Source organism: Natrinema zhouii (genome assembly GCF_013456555.2).
In the GTDB taxonomy this organism is placed as follows: domain Archaea; phylum Halobacteriota; class Halobacteria; order Halobacteriales; family Natrialbaceae; genus Natrinema; species Natrinema zhouii.
In genome coordinates this window covers 132,688-155,013 of sequence record NZ_CP084884.1, presented here as the reverse complement: position 1 = coordinate 155,013, position 22,326 = coordinate 132,688, and the positions used below count along the sequence as shown (strand labels likewise).

Below are 22,326 nucleotides of genomic sequence, written 5' to 3'. Positions count from 1 at the left end.
TCTAACGTGTATTTCGAGCAGTGAGACGCGTCCGTCGTCCAGATTTTTAGTTCACCGGCGGTGCGTGTTTCCGTTCGGACTGTCAGGGTCCGGGCCGTGTCGAGAAGACTGACACCGGGTGCATTCCCAGATTGATGAGTCTGGAATCTCTGGAACTGGCACTTCATCGAAGCCACCGAACGTGTGGTGCGTCGCCTCACCGCAAGACTGACACTCCAGATTGCGACGGGTTCGCCCCTCACGAGGAGGGTTCTCGGAGCGATCCGGTGGGGAGACGTGTTCGAGGGCGATCGCAGGAACGATCCAGGTGCGTGTTGGCTCCTCACGTCGCGGATATTCGTCAGTATCCCAGTTGGAACTGGTTCGCTCGAGCGTGCCGCCGGCAATTAGCTGTCCGACCTCCTCGATGTCAGTGATTGGCTCGCCTTCAGCGTCGAACAGCACTGGCTCGAGCGTCGGTCGGTTTCCCTCGGTGTTGGCGGTACTCTCCTCAGCAGCTATAGTGTAGTCGTGGCCGGCGTTCTGGCGGATGAGATCGAGCTGGCGCTGTCCTTCAGTCGTGTCAAGGTCAGCGGCACCAGGCAATTGACCCCATTCACGAGAGAACCGCGTCACGAGCTCGCCCTCGAGGTCAGCAATCACTTCGCACTCGTCGATACCGTCGATAGAGGTGGTGAAGGGATTGCCAGTCAGTCCTCTGAAGACGGATTTGGCTTTGCTAATGGCGTTATGCTCGGTTTTCGCGTCGACAAGAACGTGAATCAGCCCAGTGAGCTCGCGCTCGGTGTCAGGTTGGACCGCCAGATCACCGTAGTCGAGGCTGTTCGTGAGACAGAAGTCGCACTTTGTTCGATCGTGAGCGATCTCTGTGCCACACTTGCACTGATTCTCAGCGGTGGAGCCGTCCTTGTAGGATGCTGATTCAGGAGCGTCTGGATACCCCACGTGATCGTTTTCGAGCGAGTCGTCGACGCGTTCGTAGCTGCCGTCGTCGATGGCTCTCGAGTCGGTCACATCGGGAGCAATACTTCCTTCGTCTTCGGGAGCGAACTCCCAGCGGTCGTCATCGTCGTAGTTCATGGTGTTGTGGAACTCCTCGTGTGTCGTCAATTTTCGCTCTTATCCCTTCCCTCGTGAATCTCCGAGTAGTGGAGTGAAAGTGAAAGGATATTTTGTCGATAGATCAAAAGAATTATCTATACGTATTAGTTGGTTTATATGTGGGGATGCCGGGCGGTTGTCGTCCGTTCGGCTGTTACCTGTCAGAGGCACCCTCACCAGCGCTTTCCGTACGTTTTGTTTCCCACCGTAGAGCATGAGTCGCTAGTCCACTCGTCTCCATCTCAACAGTCCCTATATCCCTCTTTGAGGGTCGAATAGCGCTCTTTTGAAGTGTCCGTTCACTCCGAAAATTGGGTCAGTCGAATCTCAGCGTCTCCTCCGGACAAAAGTAACAGTCGCACGTCTCGAACGGATCTCCTCAACACGTTCGGCAATGCCTCCGCCTACTGCTGCTCCCACAGCATCTCGATGTGCTCCTCGATGTGATCAAGGACGAGGCGGCTCACGTCGCGGTGGTCGTCCGGCCACTGAGCGTTCTCCGCGTCGGTGCGGCTAGTGGCTGGCGGTGGATGGAAGTGATCCCGTAAGTTGTGTGCGTTTGGGTGCCGATCCCATCGACACTTCCACGCCCCGTCCCGTCGCTCCTCCTGGTAGTGAAAGTTGAAGTCGTCGTTGCGATACCAGCGAATCTCAAAGCGAGCAGACGCCTCGTTCGGATAGTAGTCGCCTGACAGCTCGACGCAGAGGTGCAGCTTCCCCTCCTTGACGATCTCCGCCGACTCGAACATGCGACGCCCAACGAATCGGGAACGCATTCGCTCCAACATCGACCGATCTATCGGTGCGGGACTCGCACCGTCATCCGCCGGCACCATCTCAGCTATGCGATGGGGCCGTCGAGCCGGCGGCCTTTCTTCTGGCGCGTTCGTGTAGGCGACGCTCCTCAATGATGGTGGCCCAATTACCGAGTTCCACATACACGTCGTCAATCCGCTCCGCGTCGAACTCGAGGACATCGACCTTGGCGGGCGAGCCGACCCCATATTCGCCGCGGTATTCCTCGATCCGGTCGGTCAACTCCGACACGCGGGCCTGCAACTCGTCGACGGTGTTCTCCCGCGCCAGCTTGTTGACCCGCCGCCACTCGAAATAGTCGTCGTTGCGCTCGTACCTGACCGGCCGGCCTTCATGCCGAATGACGATGCCAAGGTCGGCGTAGAAGGACAGGTGTGTCCGTGCCGACTCCCCCGAGCAGTCTGCCCGCTCGGCGATCTCGGCGGCCGTCATCGGCTCTCGAGCGTGTAACACCGCACCGTACACGCGCTGCTTTGTGTCCTCGCCTTCGAACGGTCTATCGAACGGGGGCGGGCCGCCGTGACGGACATCGTCTGTCATACTCCTACTAACAGGATTGGCACACATATTTCTTCCTCTGGGCAAAATATATCGCTCAAAGTCATAGGCACTCGCCGTGCACCCCAACCGTCTTCGACCCCCACGTTCGCCGCCACCCACGCCATCCTGTTCTGGATCTCGATCGTCATGGTGAGGATCAATCCTCCTCGGTGTCGCTGTCTGCGCTGAGTCCGTCGTAGGGCAGTATCTGTTCCTCGCTGTCCCCGTCTCCGACGGGCGGCTGTCGAGAGAGGGGGACATCTTCGTCAAACGTGTGTTCGTATACGTCTAGGAGTGGCATGATGATCAGTCTTGGAGAGCGCGTATTGCTTGTACACGCGCCCTCCACCCCTCTGAGGAGGTGAGCAACACCACGGTCGATCGCATCGGAAGCACAGAGGGCTACAGAGAACCCAAGTGATACAATCGAGAGGCTCTGTTGAAATACTTAGAACATGATAGGTTTGGCACCCTCTGCGGTAAGTACAGAGCAAGTAGTTACCGAAGCAGATATCGATTTATTCAAAATATGCCAAAAGTCGCCTGCTGAATATAGAGATTGAGCTCAGCATGACCTCTCGTTTGTTTCTCCAATTCTGGTAATTTACTTGCGGTCGTTCACTGGAGGAAGCGTGAACGAGAACGTCGTTCCCTCGCCAGGCTCCGAGTCCACCCAAATATCACCACCATGGCGCTCAATGATCCGTTGGCAGAGCGCCAGTCCGATACCCGCCCCGTCGTACTCCTTACGGCTGTGAAGACGCTGAAAGATCTCGAACACACATTTCTGGTCGTCGGGATCAATACCAATCCCCTCGTCAGTGACTGAGACGATCCACTCCCCATCCCGTTTCTCGGAGTCGACATGGATTGTCGGCGGTTCGTCACCACTGTACTCGATCGCGTTCTCGAGTAGATTCTGGAACAGTTGGCGTAACTGGCTGGCATCGCCGTTTACGCATGGAAGTTCGGTAACCGATACCTCGGCGCCACTTTCCTCAATTTGGAGCTGGATGTCCGCAAGGACGGCGTCGAGAATTGACTCGAGGTCGGTCGGTTCGAACGGATCGCCCTGCGTTTCGATGCGGGAATACTTTAGCAGACTGTCGATCATCGACCGCATCCGAGCCGCGCCGTCGATGGCGAAGTCGAGGAACTCCTCGCCGTCCTCGTCGAGTGCGTCGCCGTACCTCTTCTCGATCAGTTGGAGGTAACTCGAGACCATCCGCAACGGTTCTTGCAGGTCATGCGAGGCTGCGTACGCAAAGTGTTCGAGACGTTCGTTCGAGGCCTCCAATTGTGCGACCGTCTGTTCGAGTTTCCGCTGATACTCGCGACGTTCGGTGATGTCGGTCAGCGTAATCACGGCACGGGTTACCTCCCCACTGTCGTTTCTTACAGGCATTCCGCGGACACTTAGAATCCGCTGTTCACCGTCTCTGGTATCGATCTCGAAGATCCTGGGATCAGTAACCTCCTCGCCCTCGAGAACGTAACCGAGCGTCCATTCATCACGCTCGACGGACTTGCCGGTGTTGGCCCACCTGACGGGGTATTTGTCGTACTCCTCGAGGGAGTCGGCGTCAAACACATCTCCACCCCATATCTCTTCGGCGGCAGCGTTAGCCTCGATGAATCCGCCGTCTTGGTCCGTAACGATGACACCAACAGGGAGGATTTCGAACAGCGTCTCCAATTGTTCGTTGCTTCGCTCGAGTTGTAACTCAGCATGTTTCCGTTTAGTGATGTCGGTGACCGCACCGGGGAACGTCTCAGCAGTCCCATCCTCGTCGCATTCAACGTGGCCACGAGCAACGACCCACCGAAGTTCATCGTCAGCGTTCCAGACGCGATACTCTGCCTCGTAGTCACCACAGGTATCTACGGCTTCTTCGATCTGTTCAGCGACCCGGTCGCGGTCGTCCTCGTGGATCGACGACAGCAATCGCTCGAGTGGAATACCTTCTCGTGCGTCTTTGGGATCGATGCCGAACGTGTTGGCAAATGTGGTACCCATAACGAATGTGTCCTCTGGGACGTTCCACTCCCACGTGCCGACCGCACCAGCTTCAGTCGCTGCCTCGAATTGGGCCTTCGTGTTCTCGAGATACCGTTCGCGTTCCTTCTGTTCCGTGATATCCTGGGCCATCGTCATCCCGGCGAAGACCTCGTCCTGGTCGTCAGTGATCGGCACTGAGTGAAGCACCCATTCTCGACCGGCGTACTCAAGTTCGACCGACGCTTCTTTGCCCTCGAGTGCCGCCCTGAACGCGGGTTCAAGGTCAGTAACCGTCTCCTCGGGCCAGACGTCGTAGAAGCTCTGTCCTTCGAGATCGGCGGGATCGAGGGGAATCCAGTCGAACCCCTGGCCAGCCGCCAGCGTATACTCGAAGTCGTGATCGAACAGCGTAACGAGCCCGTTCGGGAAATACTCTGCGAGCGTGCGGTAGCGTCGCTCGGACTTCTCCAGGGCACGTTTGCGCTTCTTCCGCTCGGTCACGTCACGGAAGTAGACCGAAATCCCAGTTTCGGAGGGGTAGAGATTCGCTTCAATCCAGAAGTCGAGTGTGTCGGAATAGAGTTCATAGCTGGTCGCTTTCTGCGCATCCCGTGCCGTGTGAAATGCGTCCCACACTTCGTCGGTTTCTGCGGCGGTCGGGAACACGTCCCAGAAATTCTCACTGAGCAACTCTTCTTTAGAATGCTGAAGTAGGTCCGCAGCTTGATCGTTAACGTGCGTAAACCGGAACTCTTCGTCGACTGCATAAAACGCATCGGAAACCCGTCCGAAAACCTCATCTAATTCGGTTTCGAGTTCTCGTTCACGTTCTTTGAGGTCGGTAATGTCCTCACCGGTCGTGACAACACGATCAATCTCGCCGGCCTCATTGAAGAGCGGTTCTGCATTAACCGAGAGCCATCGTGAATTGCCACTCGGAAGTTCAATTCGAAGCACTTCATCATAAACCGGTTCCCCCGTCTCGAGTGTTCGAGCAAAGGGGTGTTCATCGATCGTGACTTCGCTTCCGTCTTCGTCGTAGACTGTCCGCTGTGACGGATCGTACGTTTCCGCTTTTCCTTCTGGGACCTCGAGTATTTCTTTGAGACGGTCGTTCTGTCGGATGATCTCGCCGTCAGCGTCAAGCACCTGAATGCCGACGGGACTGGTCTCGAGGATTTGATCAATTAGGTCCCGTTCACGCTTGAGTTGTTGTTCATGTTCATCGAGCGTCTCTTGCGCTCGTTTTCTGTCGGTGATGTCACGGATGATTCCGACCGATCCTTGAAACGTGCCCTCTTCGACGAGTAGATTTGTCTGCAGCTCGCAATGCAGGCTCTTACCGTATGCAGTTCGTGCTGTGATCTCGAACGTTTCGGTCAACCGGTCGTCGTTCGCCATGCACCTAGTAATTTCACGCGTGATTCGTTCGACATCATCGTCTTCAAGTACAATAGAGACGTGTTCACCGAGAAGTTCGTTTCGCGCGTAGCCACTCATCTCGACGATGATATCGTTAACCGCGACGAATCGACCGGCAGCATCGAGCTGATAGATCCCGTCATCGACGGTATTGACGAGCGTGCGATAGCGCTGGATCACTAATGAATCATCGGCATCATCCGCCCAGAAGGGAGATCCTGTCGCGTCCACTCGGTCACTCATGACTTCTCGGTGGGTACTGATGAGAATAAAACCCGTGGTAGTCGTAATTCTTTGAATGAATAATTCGCGTTGTTCGCGGCCCAGAATAGCGATGGATCTCACGGGCTGCAGAATCTAGGTCCTATCCGTGCTGAATATACGCTGTGTATTCAGCACGACGCTACGAACCTCACTCGAACCTGATAGAACGCTCGCTGGTCAATAAGCATGTGTAGTGAGCATGCGTTTCACGCTAAAATACGTATGAAGAATAGGATTTCAACAGAGCCAATCGAGACTAAGACAGAGTCTACAGTTCGCACGACTCACTGCTGATCGAGCGTTCGTGGCTCAGGTGGCACGAACGAGCAGCATCTTCTCGGTGAGTTTGACGTCATACTCACCGACCGAGAACGCGACCGACACCGATTCGCCGGTTGTGACGAGTTGATTGAGCGCCTCAGTATCGATCGTGTCGGACAAGACGATCCCGTGGGTTGGTCCCAGCTCGGTTGATGGACAGTTTTCGAGACTCGCGATCGCTTCGATAATTGCGATGCTCGCTGGCGTTTCCGACCACTCGTATTTGATTGCTTAGTTGCCATGATTCACCTCCTCCGCTAGCCCGGCCCCTGCTCCATGATATCGCTCGCGCTGGGTTCGGCAGTTCGGACAGGCATGAAGCGTTCCGGTGTTATCCGCAAACACACGCTTGTATTGTTCTGTGACGTGCGCGCCACAGTTCGAACACTCAGGCATTATCAGGCCCCATGTCCGTCTGCTCGTACATGGTGATCGTCGTCTCGAGTTCAGCGATTGCATCTGCGAAAGTCAACGGCTCGGCCAAGTGCTCCTCGAGCGTTTGCAGATCGGCCAGCACTGCTTCGAGTTCGGCCTGCACTCGTTCGTCAGACCAGTTGTCGGTGGACTCGTTCATCGCGATTCACGCTCCGGGCAGCCGGGCGCATGCGACAGGTTGTCCCGTCCACCGAGTTCGGTCAGCAGCTCGCGTTCGCAGTACGTACAGCGGACGTACGTCTTCCCGCCCTGTTCCGGCGGTTCGACATGCCGCGTGTACGTCGATTTCTCGGACTCATTCTGAGTAGCCTCGGCGGCTACGGTTCCGCTATCGGGAACCACCTGCTCTGTACGAGCAGCCACCTCGGCTTCCGCACGCAGGCGCAGCTTTCGTCCCGTGTCAGTTTCGTAGTATTCGGATCGCTGTACCACTCGATCGATAGTTCTGAACTGGTTCATCGGTTCAAACCCTCCACCCCTCTCAAGGGTGGAACAACACTACGTGCTGTCACGGTCGAATCGGTCGCTGTGGAGCCTGCGATGGAGGGAGTCCAAGGAACCGAACCTCACGTCTCGCCTTCGCTCGGATCCACACGTATGATTTGCCCGACCTTTCCGTGGGTGCCCGCCAGTACCAGCGAAACGTGCTCGAGCATCGAGATATCGGTCACAATCGTGTTCCCATCCTTCTGGAGGACGACGACGCCGCTGTCGTGGAGCCAGACAGAGACGCCGATGCCCCAATGATGCCATCGACCCGGTGAGAGCGCTTTCGACGGGAGTGAGAGACTCACGTCACCGCGATCAATCGCCGTCTGCACGCCCTGGCGAAGCGCCCACACTTGTGATTCGGTGAGCGTGTCCTCGGGTGCGTCAATCTCGTCGACGTACGTCAGCAGATCGGCCACCATCAGACCTCATCTCCGATGATCCGGTCGACCTCAGCCAGTTCACGCGCTTCAGCGGCCTCGTCCTCATATCCCACGTCGGTGGCATAGCGCTCGAGGACGGCCACGGCTCCATCGTCAACGTTGGCTGCTCGTTCGAACAGCTCTTCAAGGACAGTGACGACCACACGATCGGCGACCTGGCGGCCGGCATCAGCTGCTTCACTTTCAATGCGACCAAGCCGCGACTCCGGATATGCGTAGGTTTTCGAAGGTCTGGACTTCAGGCTCGAACAGTAGACGGCATCGAACACGCGATCATCGTTGGTTGTGTCGAATCGTGAGTTCCCGTAATTATCGAGCAGATTGTAGTTGTTTGCTTCAGACCACTCGGCGACTGTCTGGCCAGTATCTGCGACCACGTGGACTGGCCGCCCTTGTGCGAGATCCAAGCAGACGTCACCAAGTTTGATCGACTGTTCGCTCATCGGCTCACCTCGTCGTCACTGAGAGTGCGAGCAAGCGTTGCGGCCTGCTGTTCAATCGGCTCGTGGTGGGCGTGTCTGACGTTCAGGAGCGCAAGGTGCGCTCCAAGCCCCCACAGCTCTGCCCGATGCAGCTCGTCAGCAAACTCCGTGAGAACGTCGTCAGTCGTCTGGCGACCATCGGTGAGACCGTTGATCCGAGCTGCAATCTGATGAGGGATTGCATCTCGCCAAGAAGGATCTCGTCCTGTGTAGTCGGCCATCGTCTCGACGAGTCCCGCAAATGCCTCGACACGTCCGTCGACCGTGATGTCCCACTCTTCGAGGTCACCCTCGTCGACGGCGTACGTCACAGCGTCGAGTTCCTGTCTCTCGAGGAGAGCCTCGAGAGCCGCTCGCTTCCAGCTGCGGTAATCGCGGAACTCCCAGAACGTGGCGAACTCTTCAAGCGTCTCGATCGAGTACTCGATTGAGATGTCGGCGCGAACACGCTCGGTTGTCTCGTCACTATGGTCAGTGATCCGAGTGACCGGCCCACTGGCAGTTACAAGGAACCGTCGTGGAAGCGGCGTCGTGCAGTCGGTTGACTGCGCTTCATCGGATGTTTCCGTTGGCTGTGCTGCCGTCTCGTCTGCTCGTGACATCTGTGATACCCTCCACCCCTCTCGAGGGTGCAACAACACCACGTACGGTACGTTCGTGCGGATGCTGGTCGCCTCTGGCGAAGTCACCCCACGATTTAGTGTCATTTTCACCTCGTGGCAGGGTGTCATAGAAAAGTTCCCATTCCCTTTCTCTGTGACTACCCGACAAACGGTAAGTACAGATGAAGCACACATCGTTCAGTACAGGTAATGCACTTATCGGTGCGGGCAGTGTACTGCTCTGCATGCCCGAAGAAGTCTTGTTCAAATCAGAGAGCGATCAGACCCGAGAAGAAATCGCATCGTATCTTCGCAGTGTTGCTGATAAGCTCGACCAAGGCGATGCAGTCACGCTCAAATCTGGTTCCGAGTCCGTGACGATGGAACCGCCAGCCAGCCCAACGTTTGAGGTCAAAGCCGAACGCGAGGGGCCAACGGACGGGGCCGGTGAATTGAGTATCGAGTTTGAACTCGAATGGGACGAGAACGGCAGTGAGAGGGACGGCGGAAGTGACCAGTTAGAAATAGAGTGATCAATTAGCACGCTCACGCTTCAATATCTAGAGTGGCGAGTCGGTTATCGAGCAGTTCCCGCATCCATGCAGCGAACCCGTGATCATGCCCGTACGTCCATACTGCGACCTCTTGGGTTACGTCAGGCAGATCGCTCTCTTCGATACCTCCCGCGACGATCGATTGCTTGTCTACCATGAGAAGTTGGCCCGGCCATTCGGCGTAGACCGAATTCGTGTCCGCGAGATCAGCGGTGACAATAACTTCGGCATCCGGTACTGCTTTGTGGAGGCGATCGTGGATGTCTTCGTTCGCCACTTCGATGATTACACGCACACCACGGTCAGTGGCCTGGTGGAGAGATGTGAGAATTCGCTGATCGATAACGTCCTCTGTGGCGATGAGAAGCCGTATTTGCTCCTCAGCCTCGTCAAGAAACGTGCAAATACGATCGGTGACGTGGTCCGGTTGCGTAATCGCCCACATTCCTTCATCGTCCTTGGACTCCGGTTCTTCGACCTGATGTAAGGAATTCTCAGCTGCGTTGACACGGGAGTCGTAATCTTCCTTGATTCGTCGCATCGCCATCTCTATCGGGACGGCTTTGTATTCACGCGGCTCGGATTCCTGGGCCATGACGAATCCCCGTTTATCGAGGCGTTCAATGGTATCGTAGACTCGTGAACGCGGAATCTCCGCAACTTTACTGACCTCCTTCGCAGTCCCCTTCGAAAGCTGAGTGAGTGCAACGAAGCAGCGCGCTTCGTATTCCGTCAAGCCCAATTCCTCCAGGTCAGTAACTGCTTCGTCAGTCGTAGACATAGCTGCGTTATGGCTGATGGAGACAAAAGGCCTCTTCTAGATTATAGAGGAGAGAACAGTCGTATCCACTAATTGCCACACTTCCAATATGCGATTGTGTCCAGTGTTAATCACTCTGAACGTTGTTCTTCGGTGATGATCTTCTCCTCTTGATCGACCAGTACAAAGAGCTCGTTCCAGTCGTCAGCGGAGGAGATCTGATCACGGAGGTTCTCGATCGCGTTGTCCACGACACCCATCACGACCCGCGCATGGTGAATAGCATCTGCTTGCTTGTCCTCGGGCTGTAATTCCCCTTCTCGACAATTTGGTCGATGAACTCATCCCATTCAAATCTCTCGACGGTGTCTACATCTGTGAGAAATATCCCAACTTCTTTGGGAAGTTGCGCTGCGAGGTTCTCTGCTTGACCCGGCTCGATGCGCTGGCTGAGTGTCTCAAGCGTGATCCGAGTCGCCGTCACGGCATCCTCACTCGATGAGAGTTGCCCTCGGTTCTGCACTTCGCCAAGGAAGGTATCATAGTCCGTGTTAACATTTGTTCAGGATGGATTTCAATAGATGTTCTGCCTGATTTAGGGATAGCATCGTCTCTACTCAGAACACTAGCACCGGATATTTCCGCACCGTCTTGTAGGAAAGTAGCGTTCAATAAGCAAGTGTAGTGAACAGATAGTTCGCTCTAGGTTGGGGGAAAAGAACGTCATGTGGATCGTTCTCTGACATCCTCTCGTGGGGTAACTCACGGCGCTGGTGGATTCGCTGTGGCCTGCAACCCGCAGGCCTCGAGTTCGCGAATCCGCTGTGCATTGCGTGCAGCCTCGAGAACGGACGTTCGGATCGCGACTGCAACCCGATGTTTGCAGGCTCCCTGGTGGTGTTCGTCTGCTGGACACGGACAGCTGTGCGGCAAGCCGTCCTCGATTGTGACCAGATACTCGTGGTCCTCGGGATTTGCATGGCTGGCGTTGCGAACGAGGACGCCCTGCGCGACAAGTTCGAACTCGAAGGCTTCGTACTGGGCGCGTCGGAGCGTCCGCTGGGTCGGTTCAAGTCGCTCGAGCGGATGTGCTGATGGTGATATTGACATAGGTCAGGTGTAACTACCGTTAGACTGGTCGATCGTCTCGAGTTACGTGCTCTCGCAGTCGGAGCAGATGAGTTGAACGCCGAGGTCACAGGCAGTTTCGCAGTTGTGCGTGGGAACAAGACCGAACTTCCCGCAGTAATCACAGCTCGTGTTGGTGTGCTCAGGAGCGTCGAATACGTCGAAGCGGGAATGCTCGACGGTCGAATCGGCCTCAGTAGTGAACTCAACGGCGAGTGGGTTCGTGATCCGGCTGGCAGTTTGCATTGTCTTTGATCACTCTACTCCTCGTAGGGAGCGAACAACGCCACCGGCTGTTCAGCATAATACAAGGTGGAGCCTTCGGCCTCAAAGAGCGAACGTAGTGAGCGATGGGAGCGAAGTGAGCGCAGTGAGTAGTCTGGGACCTGGAGGTAGGTGGGAAGCGGTGGGTTGGGTGGAGTAGGCTGAAAACGACGAACCAGAACAGCCACCCACGTAGAAAACGAGAATGAAGGACCTGCTCAGGTGCGTTAGTCGGGAAGCCCCACCCTCAAGGAGCCGCCAAAGGCGGCGAGTAGGGCGGGGTAGTTCACGTGCTTCTACGGTAGCATTGGTGGCAAACGCACTATCGACGGAGGCCAGATAGAAGGCCTCGAGGTTATCATTGATCAAGCACTCCAGACGATGGCCGTCGCATCATGTTGATCCACGCCGTCACGAAACAATGCCAGCGTCGACAGTCGCGTCGTCTCAAGCACGGCATCACGGTCGTTATCGATCGCTCGGTAGTGCGCGCTGCAGTACGATCGAAGCTTGTCGTTCGCCGCGCCGAAGCCGTGCGAGATTTACTCACGACGGATCGCGTCATCCGCGACGAGCGCGAGCGAACGCCCACAATGCGGGCACTGCTCGCTCGAACTCATCGTTTTTCCTCCAGCGTCAGTCTTGTCTCAAGTCACACTATGTCGGTCCGTCGATCGCGGACCCGATGAGTGTCAGCCCGACAGATCGGACAGTGCAGATCCTCTCGGATGGCGTCGGCGTGATCGCACGCCGTGCTGTGGGCGACCAATAGATCAGTCGAGCGGCGTCGGCACTCAACTGTTGTCGTTCACCGTTGAGATCGACGTTGCGTGGACTACGCCGTGCATCGGACAGTACTGGTCCGCCGTGGGACCGAAGTCGCTCGACTCGACGACCGCTGTTGGTCACCCACAGTGCGGGCAACTACTGCCCTGAGAGTCAGTTTCTTCGCGATTCGGCTCGTACTGTTGATCGCCTGTATCCCGGGTCATTGTCCTGAGCCGAGATAGGCATTAACCGCGTGTTCCAGCACGCGGTTTCTTGAAGAACTATCCCCTGAGCGTGGTGCCTGCCTCCATCTACACCTCTACGACATAGAATGTAAATCCCTTTTACGTTGGTCGTTGGTCTGGGCGGCACCGAATCACTTGTCGACCACCCAGCGACGATGTCCGCGTCGTATCTTTCTGCCGCAGAACGTAAGGCAGCTGAAATTTCGAACATGCTCGTTCGAATATCTGTGGGTATCGGGAGTGTCGACGATCTGATTGCTGATCTCATTCAAGCGCTTGCCAACCACCAATGAGGGAGATATGACTATTTAATAACCTTATCAGTCGGAGAATAACCATGATCGACAACGAAAGTTGGACCGTTTGTATGGTATACTTGTGAGTGTGATCGCTACTGGACATCCGTTTTGACTTCATCATTCTGTGGCCAAATTGCCCAGACCAGTAGAGCAAGTACGATTGCCAGTCCAAGTACGATCGTCTCGAAGACGGATAGCGTGATCCCGAACCATGAGAGGGCTGTCCGAAACTCGACGATGAACGGAACAAGGACGGCTACAACGACAAGAAGTGCTCCTTTCGAGATACGCATTTATTCAATCCTGTCTTGAAGAGTATCGTTGAGTACGTCAAAGGGTATCGGCGAATATGTTCGCAAACAAAACGTCAAATAAAGGACCATAATTTGGTTGTCCGGGAAACTACCACGGGCCGCGCAATCCGAGGCTATACTCGAGTGCGCTATCAACCTCATTCATCCGCTTATCGGGGATAGATCCGACGACGTTTTTGATCCGGTGTTCGATCGACACAGTTCGGATCTGACTGCACATCGCGACGGAGTCCTCGCGAAGGTGGCTTTCATCGGCCGTTATGAGCACTTCGAACGGATACAAATCGTCATCAACCGACGTCGTAAACGGGACGATGATCGTCGTGGGTGCGTTTTCGTTCCCGACGTTATTCTGGACGACAAGACATGGTCGCGTCCCCCGCTGCTCCGATCCTTTCGTCGGGTCGAGCTCAACGATCACAATGTCTCCCCGGCGCACCTCCATCTATTCCCACTCCGGGACGTCGCCGAGATACTCGTCGGCCTCTTGCGAAACGCCATCCATCTCCTCATGGAGGTCTCGAAGCTGATCGGCTCGCGCACGATACCCGGCCGCTAGATCGTCCCGAGTGATCGGTTTCTCGATAACGATTTTCCCCGACTCTTTGCGGATTTCTATCTCGTCGCCGCCGCCAATGTCAAATTCTTCGCGCAGTTCCTTTGGGAGAGTGATCTGCCCGCGGTCGCCAACACGTCGTTTCTTTACCTCGCCCATACATATTCATATCATATCCATACTCAAAAGGATATCGGGCGAGCGGAGGCAATTGTTTGGCTAGCCAATCGTCCGGCCGTGCTGGACCCAGTGGATTTTGAGCGTCCTCCACTCTCCAAGAGCGATACGTCTTCAAGGAGTGCCACCGCATCAGCGTTTCTCTCTTAATCTTCCTCGTTCACCTGATCCTCGTCGATGCTTCTGAAACTGCTCCACGCGCGCCACAGCAGGTATCCGAGGGGGTGATGATTATCCATCTTTTCTACTTTACCCCTTTCAGGGGTCGAACAACACCACCGGCTGTGCGTTCGTTGCGAGGCTGTTGGCTTAGACGATCGGCTTTGGTCCCCGCGACGAAAGGGCGACCTCGCCGTTCTCTCGCTCGTCGTCCGTCAACAGATCGTATTCCTCCTCGAGGTCACTACAGACGGTTTCTGCGACTTCGAGTGCTTCCTCGAGCGTTGAGACTTCAGCTTCGACCGATCCCCAGTCTGGATTCATGTTCGGGTAGACGGCCACTTGGTACGTGCCGGTGAAGTGATCGTGCCAGCTCAAGGATGGCTGGTACGACGTCGTCGGTGCAATCATCACTTCTACTGGCGTCGAGAATCCTATCTCGTCACCCTCGTCCGCGATGAACCGGACCAACGAGAGCACACACTGTCGCCGGCCCAGTGCCCACGCACGGACGCTGCCTTGTTTGCAGTCCCACGTGCCAAACCGTGCGTCAATACTCACCGACGTCTCGAATGCCTGTGTGGTCGCTGATCGACTGATCAATTCGTGTATCGACATCTTACAAATCCTCTACCTCTCTCCGGGGTCGAACAACGCCACAGAGCGGATGCATTGTCGTGCTACACCTGCTCGCCAATTAGCCATGAACCGTGTTGCCGATCTCACCTACAGTCCGAACAGACGAGGTCGACGTTTCGGATCATGGCTTTGTCGCAAGCCCCCGTCGTGACCAGACCGTATGTCCCACAGCTGTCCTAGCGTTACAACACACCCGCTATGGTGTATAGTAGGGAAATTAATTGGTACCAGAAACATCTGAAACCACAGCAGGCAAATGAGCGAAATTCAAACCACATCTAAGGACGACAAGAAATGATAGTGCCATCCGGACAGGAGGTCGTCGAGTCCGTGACGACGGTCTTCGTACTCTCGACAATGTTCTCTATGGGGGTGAAACTATCCGCCAGCCAACTCGTCAATGCACTCCGGAAGCGACGGCTGCTGGCAAACTCCTTAGCGGTGAACCTTGTCATGGTCCCGCTGATTGCTTATCTCCTCGTTCGGACGGTCTCAGTGGAGACTGGGTTCGCAGCCGGGATCGTGCTGCTTGCGGTCTCGCCCGGCGCACCGTTCGGTCCGAAGCTCGCAGAGGTTTCTGACAGTGACGTGGCGTTCGCGAGCGGCCTTATGGCAATCCTCTGTATGCTCTCGGTCGTGACGATTCCCGTCTCCCTGTTGCTGCTGCTCCCTGGCGATGTCGCCGTCGATCCGTTCGCAATCGGACGGATGGTTCTGGGCATTCAACTGGTTCCGCTACTGCTCGGGCTCGGGATGTCGTTCGTTGTTCCGGCGCTTGCAGACCGGCTGTATCCCTCTGTTCAGCGACTCTCCGATTACACGTTCGTCGGGCTAATCATACTGCTAGTGATCGTCTACAGCGACAGTATGGTGTCCCTCCTCGGGACAGGAACACTCGGGCTCTCCGCCGTCGCTGTAGGCGCGTCATTACTACTCGGGTACGGCCTCGGTGGACCAGCACGAGCAACCCGAGAGGTGTTGGCGACGACGACTGCCGCCCGAAACGCGGCGATCGCGTTGTTCATCGCGACGACCGGGTTCTCGGATCCGAACGTCCTCACGACGGTCCTTGCGTTCTCGTTCATCGGCGTCGTTGGGTCCGGACTAATCGCGGGTGTGTGGCGATGATGGCCAGTCGGAGCAGACCTGACCCACAGCAAGTGTTCGTAATCGGGCCGAAACCAATGGGTATCTCGGGCTTCGCAGGCTTCTTGGCGAGCCTCGAAGTTCCGCTTCCCACGGTTGCAGCGTGGGGCATCGGTCTCCTCAAACTTGTTGGCGGCATCTTGTTGCTGGCCGGCTTGGCCGTTCGAATCGCAAGCGCAGCAATTGCCATCGATATGCTCGTCGTGACAAGACTATATCACCTTCCCAACGGGTATCCAGCCACGAGTAATGGTATCGAATTGACGCTCACGCTCGCCTTGATTGTACTAGCGCTTGCTCTGAGTGGCCCTGGTGCACTCTCAATCGAACACATGCTATCCAACCACAAAAGATGGTTCCGCTGATTCGTCTCAATCGCGGGCCACAGACGGATAAGCAGCGCTCACATTTATTTTACTGAATCCAATGAATACGGACGTACTTCCACCGGAAACACGTATCGGACAGACAGCCCTCCGCGTCTCGGAGCTCACAGAGATGTCCGACTTCTACCAATCTGTTGTCGGGCTCACCATGCTCAGCCGCTCCGACACGACAGCCGTTCTCGATGTCGAGGAGACTCCACTGCTCGTACTAGAACACGACCCAGATGCACTCTCCCGACACCAGTCGGGAGCGGGACTCTTCCACAACGCGTTCAGAGTCCCCTCACGCGCCGCGCTGGGTGATGCGTTGGCTCGGATCAGGGAACGCTGGCACCTCGATGGCGCGTCCGACCATGGCGTGAGTGAGGCGCTGTACTGTACTGACCCGGAGGGCAACGGAATCGAGATTTACCGAGACTATCCGCGTGAGGACTGGCCTCGCGGCGGCAACGGGTGTATTCGTATGGGCACGTATCGCCTTGACCTTGACCCGGTGGACGCTGCTGCCGAAGGTAACTCCGGGCTCCCTGCTGGAACGGACATAGGGCATGTTCACCTTGAAGTATCCTCGCTAGAGGCATTCAGCGAGTTCTATGTGGACACCATCAGGTTCGAAGTCCAAACGGAAATGCCAGACGCACTGTTCATCGGTGCTGGCGGATATCACCACCATCTCGGGGCAAACACGTGGAACCATCGGTCTAGGCCAGTCGGCGGCAAAGGGTTGTCTTGGTTCGAAGTGGTCCTTCCTGAAACAGAGGCACTTGACATGATCCAAGACCGAACCGCGGACAGCCAGTATACGGTAACTGAGACGAACGACAGTATCTCTGTCACAGGACCAGACGAGATTGAGGTGCGGTTCCGAGTCTGAATGTAGCTTCTAGCTTCGTTCAGAACACTCTTCTAAACACCAAGATCTTCTGAGAGAATAACCAGTGGTCTATAAGCAACTGTACTGAGCGTGCGTTTCACGCTAAAATACATATGAAGAATAGGATTTCGACAGAGCTACTTCTTAGAACGAGATATTATCCTCCAAACCTATGTTTATGCCTGTTCGTTATACTGCCTTACCATATGCCAACTGCTGACGTGACGGTTGCAGAGACGATCCACGAAGCATGTTCATCGAGTGACTTCGAGGCGTTAGTTGCAACATTGGTCCTGACCGATCTCACTGAGTATCCTCGAGAGCGATTCGAATACACGGACAAAATACGCGACCGCTCGAGGATGGAACCAACGCCGATCGTCGACTGGGAACAGGAGGGTGCGTGGGACGATCTCGACGCGAGCGAGCTAAAAGACGATATAGATGATGAAAACTGACAAATCCGGCATCGTCTAAATCACCTCCCATAGCCGTTCCCGATGCTGTTTTCGACACTCTTATATCTTGATAGAACACAGAACAAATATGTACGATTTAACGGGCTTCCAGCGTGACCTGCTGTACACGATCGCCGGCCAGGACGAACCACACGGACTCGCACTCAAAACCGAACTCGAGCAGTACTACGAAGGCGAGATCCACCATGGCCGGCTCTATCCAAATCTCGATACACTCGTCGATAAGGGCCTCGTCGAGAAAGGCGAAGCTGATCGACGGACGAACGTCTATACGCTCACGGCTCGTGGCCGCCGCGAGATCAAGGCGCGTCGGGACTGGGAAGACCAGTACGTGGGCGAGCTACTATCAGAGTAGCAGACGATCAACCAATGGGCCAATAGACGTCTCCTAACCCGCGTCTATACCATAATTTCGAGTTCTTTCAATGCGATCTCCCGAACCTCGTAGATGGGTTCGTACTCCGACCCGGATTTCACGATCAACTCATAGCGCTCGAGTTCCGGAAGCCACCCACGCAGCGTTCGATCGTGGACTGGGTTATCGGCATGCTCACAATACGCCTCATACACTCCACCGCTTGTCGCCGGATGGACATCCGCCATGACCTCGAGTACGAGTCGCTGGTCACAAGATAGATCCGAGAGTCGGGATCGAACCACGGCCTGGTCCGCGTCGGGTTTCGAGTCGTCGATCACAGCCCCCGTGACTCGGTCGGCCGAGCCGTTTGCGGTATTCCGGACGCTGTGATGGAGCAACGCGATCGCGTCGCGAGCATCTGAATCCGAACACCGGGCAATGTACTCGAGCTCGCTGCCACCGATCACGCCGGGTTCGACGCCGACACTCGCGCGTTTTCTCGAGAATCGGGCGACCGAACACGCGGGGAAAGCGACACTCACGCTTCGAGAGGATCGAAATCGGGACGATCTCAAGGGACTAACGCGTTGATTGACAACGTGGCCGGTGGCAGGGTTCGGCTTTCGAAGCGAGATATCGTCGTTTCGACGGATGCGGCGCGGAGTCTGAGGACGGTTCAGTAGTGGGCAGTGTTTCTCACGCGCGTGGTCTATAGGCCCGTCTATCGATCTGTTCTCGAGGCGGCACATTGGCTGTAATCGGACGTACCCGAGGCGTCGGTATTCGGCTTCGAGAGTTATATTCGCGAGACGATTCATGATGAGCTAGACGACTAGAGTTATCGCGCTCGAGTTGTAACCGTCGCGTGGGATAATACGGTCTTACGGCCGGGCCGGCAACACCGGCCCCCTACGCATTGGCGCGCTGGCCCGACGGCCAGCACCGTTGTATTCGAATCTCAGAATATCGGCAGTGGATTCTGGCCGGTTAACGTGCTGGTCTACTGCAACACTCTCACCCACACACAATGCCGTGCCCGACCAATCCAATATGGGTGTTCCACAGCATTATCTCGAATCAATCAGATGATTGAGTGGTTGCCTTTACATAAGTGGCTCGCGAAGAACAGGCCTGGCCTTTCAAATGAGAACAACTATGATATGTTCTACTCTCATCCGATATACGGGCCCTTAGCTCAGTCTGGTTAGAGCGCTCGGCTCATAACACAATCTGACTCGTGAGATCGTGTGAGACACCGAGTGGTCGATGGTTCGAATCCGTCAGGGCCCATCCGCAAAAACCTGAAGCGTAGCCGAAACGGATTCGGCCGATAATCGGGCCATGAACCACTCGAAGTGCAACTTTTCTGTTTCCGAATTCCCCTGCCTGAACCTGAACCGAACCAGTCACTGGTTCCGGGTCATCGCTGTCCTGCGAAATTAGTAGCCGAAACGAGGCGGTCGGCATGACGGTCGCACCGTGGCCGTCGGTCGACAATTCGACCTGTAATCATTGGGGTGCCCATATCATCGACCGGTTCCGCCGCGTCTTCGGTGACGACGACGATCGCGCCCACCGCTGTGGTGACTGCGATACATACACTCGACTGAGTCGCGGCTCTGCAGCTGGCGTCGACGTTTCGAACCTGGACCCGGAGACATCACCCGGCCGTCATGGCGGTGAGACCGATGTGTAGCGGGTTCGTTCCGGCGAATCGTCTGTACGATGTCAGGAGTCAGACGCCCATAGTCCATCCGGCCCATCAAGCGACTGACGAGGATGTTCGTCGCGCTCTCGGGGACAGAGAGTTTCGCGCCGACAGCGGACACTCCTCGAGCGGTACTGATTATGGTAGTCTCGGAAACTTCCTATGCCCGCAGGAGCAGATATCGGTCCCTATTGGGCGGATTTTGCCTGATAGTAATACCTTTGCGGCGTACGCTGATCCGCAACGGTCACAAACGGCTACGATCCGCTCGGGATCGACCATTTGGTTCACCCAGATCATAATCATGGTTTCCGCCCGCTTCAGTTACCGGCCCCACTATTTTGGCCGATCACTACACACGGACACTGATTGCGAGGACGGTGGTTCGCGATGAATCGCCTCGTCGAATCCGACAAGTGTGAGCGCTGGCGATCGCATCGACACGCTCCGCCGGATCTGTCCTGACTGTACGCGCGCAGTTCGCGACGCACGTGAGGGGCCGTTATGAGTTCTCGAGCATCGGAACTCGAGAGTCCGAAGGCCAGCGGTGATGCCGATCGAGACGGCCGCGACCTCGAGGCCGGGTTAGCGAGCCCGGTAGCCGGTCGGTTCGGCATCCCCGTCGACGCGGTCTGCGTGAGGTGTGGGCGGACGCACGTCAAGCGTGCCAGCCTCGAAGAGATGGACCAATCTCCCGAGGCCAACTCCGTGACGCTCGAAGCAACGGACTGTACGTCGTTCAAGCACGTCTGCTATCCATGCGAGGGTGCAACGTGGTGGAATCCTGTGGCGGTGCTCTCCGGCTTGCTCGAGAGCGAACGCGAGCGAGGTGAGTAGCGGTGTCGCAGGTCGAGACGGCACCGCACGAGATCGAGGGGAGCTGGAAATGGCCTGACTGAGGCCGCGGGCCGTACGATGCGCTGTCGCCGGTGATGCTCGGGCCGCCCTTCGAGGGGTACCTCGAGATCGATATCGAGGTCGACGGCGAGCCCTGGCACCTAGAGATCTGGTATAGCAAGTCCGGGTTCGCGCCGTGACTGCCGAACGGGATCAACGCCGAACGGCTCTACGAGTGGGATATCGTGGGTCATGGGCGCGGCGAGCGGAAGGCGTCGTACAACATCGACTCGCGGTTCCCGAATATGCGCCACTGGGAGAGCGGCAAGCGGTTGCAGCTCCCGTGGGAAAATCAGATCGGCAAGGTCGACGGCGTCGACGTCGAGTTCCACACGAGTAACATTGAACCCGACCGTGGCCTCGAGCTGCTGCCGGAGTTTTTCGCGGCCGTGTTCGACCACGCCAACGGCGGATTCATCCTGACTACTTCCGAGCCGAGCCGCACGAAGCAAGCCGGATGTGGGCGTACGAGCGGTACGTTCGAATCCGTCGCAAGTGGGCGGAAAGACTCTCGTCGGCCGGTGTGCTGCAGAAGGTCGCGCACTACCTGTCCGACCTCGAGGGAGTGAAGGCTGAACTCCATATCAACAACAAGGAGGCGATCAATCACCAGAACCGGCTGTTTCTCGACCCGGCATCGGCTGGCGAACTCCTACCGGGACACCTACGGACGAAAGTTCGAGATCTACCAGCTGAAGAACCCGGACGCGGTTTCGAAGAATCACCCGTCCTACCACCCGAAAGTGGAGGTGTTGGTGAACAAATCGATGAACGACAACGAGGCATGGGCATGGGCCGATCGCCACGCGGTCACCGAGCAGATCGAGGAGACGCTGCTGAACGCACTCCAGTGGGGAGACATCCCGCTCGGACCCGATGGAAACGGCGTGTACATTGCTGACGATCACTTCGACGCGGTCGTCCGTGACGATCTTGTCGAACCGTACGAAGACCCAACGCCGCGCCTCGAGGCGAAGTCGCATCACCTGTTGATGACGACGCTCCGGGACATGGGCGAGACCGCCCGCGACGTGACCGAGACGGTTGCGACGGACGGCGGCTCGACAATCGACGGACTCGCCGACAAGCTGGGGAAACACCCCGCGACGATCTACTAGGCGATCAGTGATTTTGGTGAGGTTCTCGAGCTCGACCAAACGTATCGTTCCGGGCCCGAAAGTACCGTGAGGAACTGCGAGCGCTCGTTGAGTCGGCCGAGTACGCGATCGAGAGCTACGCCGACCGGATGCAACACCTCACGGGCTTAGCTGCCACGTCGCCGAGTCGTCACCCTTCCAGAAGTGGCTCACGAAGAACGGTGCTGACCTCGAGTTCGACGACCGGGGCGAGCCCCGTCGGATGCGAATCGATACGATTCTCTCCCAGCTAAAGGCGGATAGCTTCGAGAACCTCGGAACGATCGCCAGTGAGGCCCTCGAGAAGTAGTCGAAGTCAGGGAACGATCCGACAGTCCTCCGCGGTACCGAACTGACTTGGAAGACTCCCGGCGGCGGAACTGAAACCGGATTCATCGGCGCTGTCGCCGATCGTTGAACCGGCCTCGATAGTGGCAACGCTTTCGTTCCCCTTGTTTTCATCAACTATTCTTGAATAATACCCCTGCTTAGACAAATCTGGTTGTATCTACCGGCTCGAAGACGGGGTCGGCACCGCGATCGCACCGCAACGCCTGCGGGGTCG

30 protein-coding genes, 1 tRNA gene and 1 pseudogene are annotated in these 22,326 nt (G+C 56.5%); 11 read left to right on the top strand and 21 right to left on the bottom strand.

Translation table 11 applies throughout. The features are described 5' to 3' along the window. Positions 1 to 51: 51 nt before the first annotated feature. The 12 genes from HYG81_RS43135 to HYG81_RS43085 all read right to left on the bottom strand — a co-directional run bounded on the left by HYG81_RS43135 (position 52) and on the right by HYG81_RS43085 (position 8,914). On the bottom strand, positions 52 to 1,080 hold the full coding sequence (locus HYG81_RS43135; protein ID WP_226778523.1) for a DUF7995 family protein: 1,029 nt from the start codon (positions 1,078 to 1,080) through the stop codon (positions 52 to 54). Positions 1,081 to 1,505: 425 nt separating this feature from the next. Next, the gene (locus HYG81_RS43130) at positions 1,506 to 1,850 is read right to left on the bottom strand and encodes a toxin-antitoxin system TumE family protein (RefSeq protein WP_226778522.1); all 345 of its coding nucleotides are present in this window, start codon (positions 1,848 to 1,850) and stop codon (positions 1,506 to 1,508) included. Between the two features lie 88 nt (positions 1,851 to 1,938). Next, on the bottom strand, positions 1,939 to 2,457 hold the full coding sequence (locus HYG81_RS43125; protein ID WP_226778521.1) for a DUF7342 family protein: 519 nt from the start codon (positions 2,455 to 2,457) through the stop codon (positions 1,939 to 1,941). A gap of 157 nt (positions 2,458 to 2,614) precedes the next feature. Beyond that, complete coding sequence (locus HYG81_RS43120) at positions 2,615 to 2,758, bottom strand: hypothetical protein (RefSeq protein ID WP_226778520.1); 144 nt, start codon at positions 2,756 to 2,758, stop codon at positions 2,615 to 2,617. A 303-nt stretch (positions 2,759 to 3,061) separates the two neighbouring features. Continuing rightward, a complete protein-coding gene (locus HYG81_RS43115) occupies positions 3,062 to 6,121 on the bottom strand; it encodes a PAS domain-containing sensor histidine kinase (RefSeq protein WP_226778519.1) in 3,060 nt (1,019 codons plus the stop codon). 330 nt (positions 6,122 to 6,451) lie between these two features. Beyond that, the gene (locus HYG81_RS43110; RefSeq protein WP_226778691.1) at positions 6,452 to 6,691 is read right to left on the bottom strand and encodes a HalOD1 output domain-containing protein; all 240 of its coding nucleotides are present in this window, start codon (positions 6,689 to 6,691) and stop codon (positions 6,452 to 6,454) included. Between the two features lie 3 nt (positions 6,692 to 6,694). Next, positions 6,695 to 6,859 carry a DUF7563 family protein gene (locus HYG81_RS45960; RefSeq protein ID WP_425607578.1) on the bottom strand — a complete coding sequence of 55 codons (165 nt, stop codon included), beginning with the start codon at positions 6,857 to 6,859 and terminating at the stop codon, positions 6,695 to 6,697. Next, positions 6,852 to 7,037 (bottom strand): hypothetical protein, encoded by a 186-nt coding sequence (locus tag HYG81_RS43105; RefSeq protein ID WP_226778518.1) that lies wholly within the window; start codon positions 7,035 to 7,037, stop codon positions 6,852 to 6,854. The genes HYG81_RS45960 and HYG81_RS43105 overlap by 8 nt, the downstream gene beginning before the upstream one ends. Continuing rightward, complete coding sequence (locus HYG81_RS43100; protein WP_226778517.1) at positions 7,034 to 7,357, bottom strand: DUF8118 domain-containing protein; 324 nt, start codon at positions 7,355 to 7,357, stop codon at positions 7,034 to 7,036. The genes HYG81_RS43105 and HYG81_RS43100 overlap by 4 nt, the downstream gene beginning before the upstream one ends. A 107-nt stretch (positions 7,358 to 7,464) precedes the next feature. Continuing rightward, entirely contained in the window at positions 7,465 to 7,809 is a 345-nt protein-coding gene (locus tag HYG81_RS43095; RefSeq protein WP_226778516.1) for a hypothetical protein, read from the bottom strand. Continuing rightward, entirely contained in the window at positions 7,809 to 8,273 is a 465-nt protein-coding gene (locus HYG81_RS43090) for a hypothetical protein (protein ID WP_226778515.1), read from the bottom strand. The genes HYG81_RS43095 and HYG81_RS43090 overlap by 1 nt, the downstream gene beginning before the upstream one ends. Continuing rightward, complete coding sequence (locus tag HYG81_RS43085; protein WP_226778514.1) at positions 8,270 to 8,914, bottom strand: hypothetical protein; 645 nt, start codon at positions 8,912 to 8,914, stop codon at positions 8,270 to 8,272. The genes HYG81_RS43090 and HYG81_RS43085 overlap by 4 nt, the downstream gene beginning before the upstream one ends. A gap of 245 nt (positions 8,915 to 9,159) precedes the next feature. On the opposite strand from HYG81_RS43085, the gene HYG81_RS43080 reads away from it, so the two are divergent. After that, a complete protein-coding gene (locus HYG81_RS43080) occupies positions 9,160 to 9,447 on the top strand; it encodes an amphi-Trp domain-containing protein (protein ID WP_226778513.1) in 288 nt (95 codons plus the stop codon). Positions 9,448 to 9,460: 13 nt separating this feature from the next. Here the strand turns inward: HYG81_RS43080 and HYG81_RS43075 are convergent, their stop codons facing one another. The 4 genes from HYG81_RS43075 to HYG81_RS43065 form a co-directional block, all read right to left on the bottom strand. Then, on the bottom strand, positions 9,461 to 10,249 hold the full coding sequence (locus HYG81_RS43075; protein ID WP_226778512.1) for a TrmB family transcriptional regulator: 789 nt from the start codon (positions 10,247 to 10,249) through the stop codon (positions 9,461 to 9,463). Between the two features lie 110 nt (positions 10,250 to 10,359). Beyond that, positions 10,360 to 10,488 carry a hypothetical protein gene (locus HYG81_RS45510; RefSeq protein ID WP_255647817.1) on the bottom strand — a complete coding sequence of 43 codons (129 nt, stop codon included), beginning with the start codon at positions 10,486 to 10,488 and terminating at the stop codon, positions 10,360 to 10,362. Further along, positions 10,488 to 10,712, bottom strand: coding sequence for a DUF2267 domain-containing protein (locus tag HYG81_RS43070; protein ID WP_233289943.1), 225 nt, complete (start codon positions 10,710 to 10,712; stop codon positions 10,488 to 10,490). The genes HYG81_RS45510 and HYG81_RS43070 overlap by 1 nt, the downstream gene beginning before the upstream one ends. Before the next feature lie 278 nt (positions 10,713 to 10,990). Beyond that, positions 10,991 to 11,338 (bottom strand): SWIM zinc finger family protein, encoded by a 348-nt coding sequence (locus HYG81_RS43065; RefSeq protein ID WP_226778510.1) that lies wholly within the window; start codon positions 11,336 to 11,338, stop codon positions 10,991 to 10,993. A gap of 1,399 nt (positions 11,339 to 12,737) precedes the next feature. Here HYG81_RS43065 and HYG81_RS43060 point away from each other — a divergent pair. Then, positions 12,738 to 12,926, top strand: coding sequence for a PLP-dependent transferase (locus tag HYG81_RS43060; RefSeq protein ID WP_226778509.1), 189 nt, complete (start codon positions 12,738 to 12,740; stop codon positions 12,924 to 12,926). A 98-nt stretch (positions 12,927 to 13,024) separates the two neighbouring features. Here the strand turns inward: HYG81_RS43060 and HYG81_RS43055 are convergent, their stop codons facing one another. The 4 genes from HYG81_RS43055 to HYG81_RS43040 all read right to left on the bottom strand — a co-directional run bounded on the left by HYG81_RS43055 (position 13,025) and on the right by HYG81_RS43040 (position 14,699). Beyond that, on the bottom strand, positions 13,025 to 13,225 hold the full coding sequence (locus HYG81_RS43055; RefSeq protein ID WP_226778508.1) for a CbaC protein: 201 nt from the start codon (positions 13,223 to 13,225) through the stop codon (positions 13,025 to 13,027). A gap of 109 nt (positions 13,226 to 13,334) precedes the next feature. Then, positions 13,335 to 13,691 (bottom strand): type II toxin-antitoxin system PemK/MazF family toxin, encoded by a 357-nt coding sequence (locus tag HYG81_RS43050; protein WP_226778507.1) that lies wholly within the window; start codon positions 13,689 to 13,691, stop codon positions 13,335 to 13,337. Further along, complete coding sequence (locus HYG81_RS43045; protein ID WP_226778506.1) at positions 13,692 to 13,961, bottom strand: AbrB/MazE/SpoVT family DNA-binding domain-containing protein; 270 nt, start codon at positions 13,959 to 13,961, stop codon at positions 13,692 to 13,694. A gap of 327 nt (positions 13,962 to 14,288) precedes the next feature. Next, positions 14,289 to 14,699, bottom strand: coding sequence for a hypothetical protein (locus HYG81_RS43040; protein ID WP_226778505.1), 411 nt, complete (start codon positions 14,697 to 14,699; stop codon positions 14,289 to 14,291). 372 nt (positions 14,700 to 15,071) lie between these two features. Here HYG81_RS43040 and HYG81_RS43035 point away from each other — a divergent pair, with 372 nt between their 5' ends. The 5 genes from HYG81_RS43035 to HYG81_RS43015 all read left to right on the top strand — a co-directional run bounded on the left by HYG81_RS43035 (position 15,072) and on the right by HYG81_RS43015 (position 18,017). Continuing rightward, complete coding sequence (locus HYG81_RS43035; RefSeq protein ID WP_226778504.1) at positions 15,072 to 15,905, top strand: bile acid:sodium symporter family protein; 834 nt, start codon at positions 15,072 to 15,074, stop codon at positions 15,903 to 15,905. Between the two features lie 56 nt (positions 15,906 to 15,961). Next, the gene (locus HYG81_RS43030; protein ID WP_340674457.1) at positions 15,962 to 16,288 is read left to right on the top strand and encodes a DoxX family protein; all 327 of its coding nucleotides are present in this window, start codon (positions 15,962 to 15,964) and stop codon (positions 16,286 to 16,288) included. A 61-nt stretch (positions 16,289 to 16,349) separates the two neighbouring features. After that, the gene (locus HYG81_RS43025; RefSeq protein ID WP_226778503.1) at positions 16,350 to 17,183 is read left to right on the top strand and encodes a VOC family protein; all 834 of its coding nucleotides are present in this window, start codon (positions 16,350 to 16,352) and stop codon (positions 17,181 to 17,183) included. Positions 17,184 to 17,389: 206 nt separating this feature from the next. Beyond that, the gene (locus HYG81_RS43020; protein ID WP_226778502.1) at positions 17,390 to 17,641 is read left to right on the top strand and encodes a hypothetical protein; all 252 of its coding nucleotides are present in this window, start codon (positions 17,390 to 17,392) and stop codon (positions 17,639 to 17,641) included. A gap of 88 nt (positions 17,642 to 17,729) precedes the next feature. Continuing rightward, on the top strand, positions 17,730 to 18,017 hold the full coding sequence (locus HYG81_RS43015) for a PadR family transcriptional regulator (protein ID WP_226778501.1): 288 nt from the start codon (positions 17,730 to 17,732) through the stop codon (positions 18,015 to 18,017). A 44-nt stretch (positions 18,018 to 18,061) separates the two neighbouring features. Here HYG81_RS43015 and HYG81_RS43010 read toward each other — a convergent pair whose 3' ends face one another. After that, a complete protein-coding gene (locus HYG81_RS43010) occupies positions 18,062 to 18,562 on the bottom strand; it encodes a Cdc6/Cdc18 family protein (protein ID WP_226778500.1) in 501 nt (166 codons plus the stop codon). 642 nt (positions 18,563 to 19,204) lie between these two features. On the opposite strand from HYG81_RS43010, the gene HYG81_RS43005 reads away from it, so the two are divergent. The 4 genes and pseudogenes from HYG81_RS43005 to HYG81_RS42990 all read left to right on the top strand — a co-directional run bounded on the left by HYG81_RS43005 (position 19,205) and on the right by HYG81_RS42990 (position 22,179). Then, positions 19,205 to 19,310, top strand: a tRNA-Ile gene (locus HYG81_RS43005). A 175-nt stretch (positions 19,311 to 19,485) separates the two neighbouring features. Continuing rightward, entirely contained in the window at positions 19,486 to 19,716 is a 231-nt protein-coding gene (locus HYG81_RS43000; RefSeq protein ID WP_226778499.1) for a DUF7563 family protein, read from the top strand. Positions 19,717 to 20,232: 516 nt separating this feature from the next. Next, positions 20,233 to 20,565: a hypothetical protein gene (locus HYG81_RS42995; protein WP_226778498.1), complete on the top strand. Its 333-nt coding sequence runs from the start codon at positions 20,233 to 20,235 to the stop codon at positions 20,563 to 20,565. Positions 20,566 to 20,567: 2 nt separating this feature from the next. Continuing rightward, a pseudogene (locus HYG81_RS42990) lies at positions 20,568 to 22,179 on the top strand (DUF7845 domain-containing protein). Positions 22,180 to 22,326 lie beyond the last annotated feature (147 nt).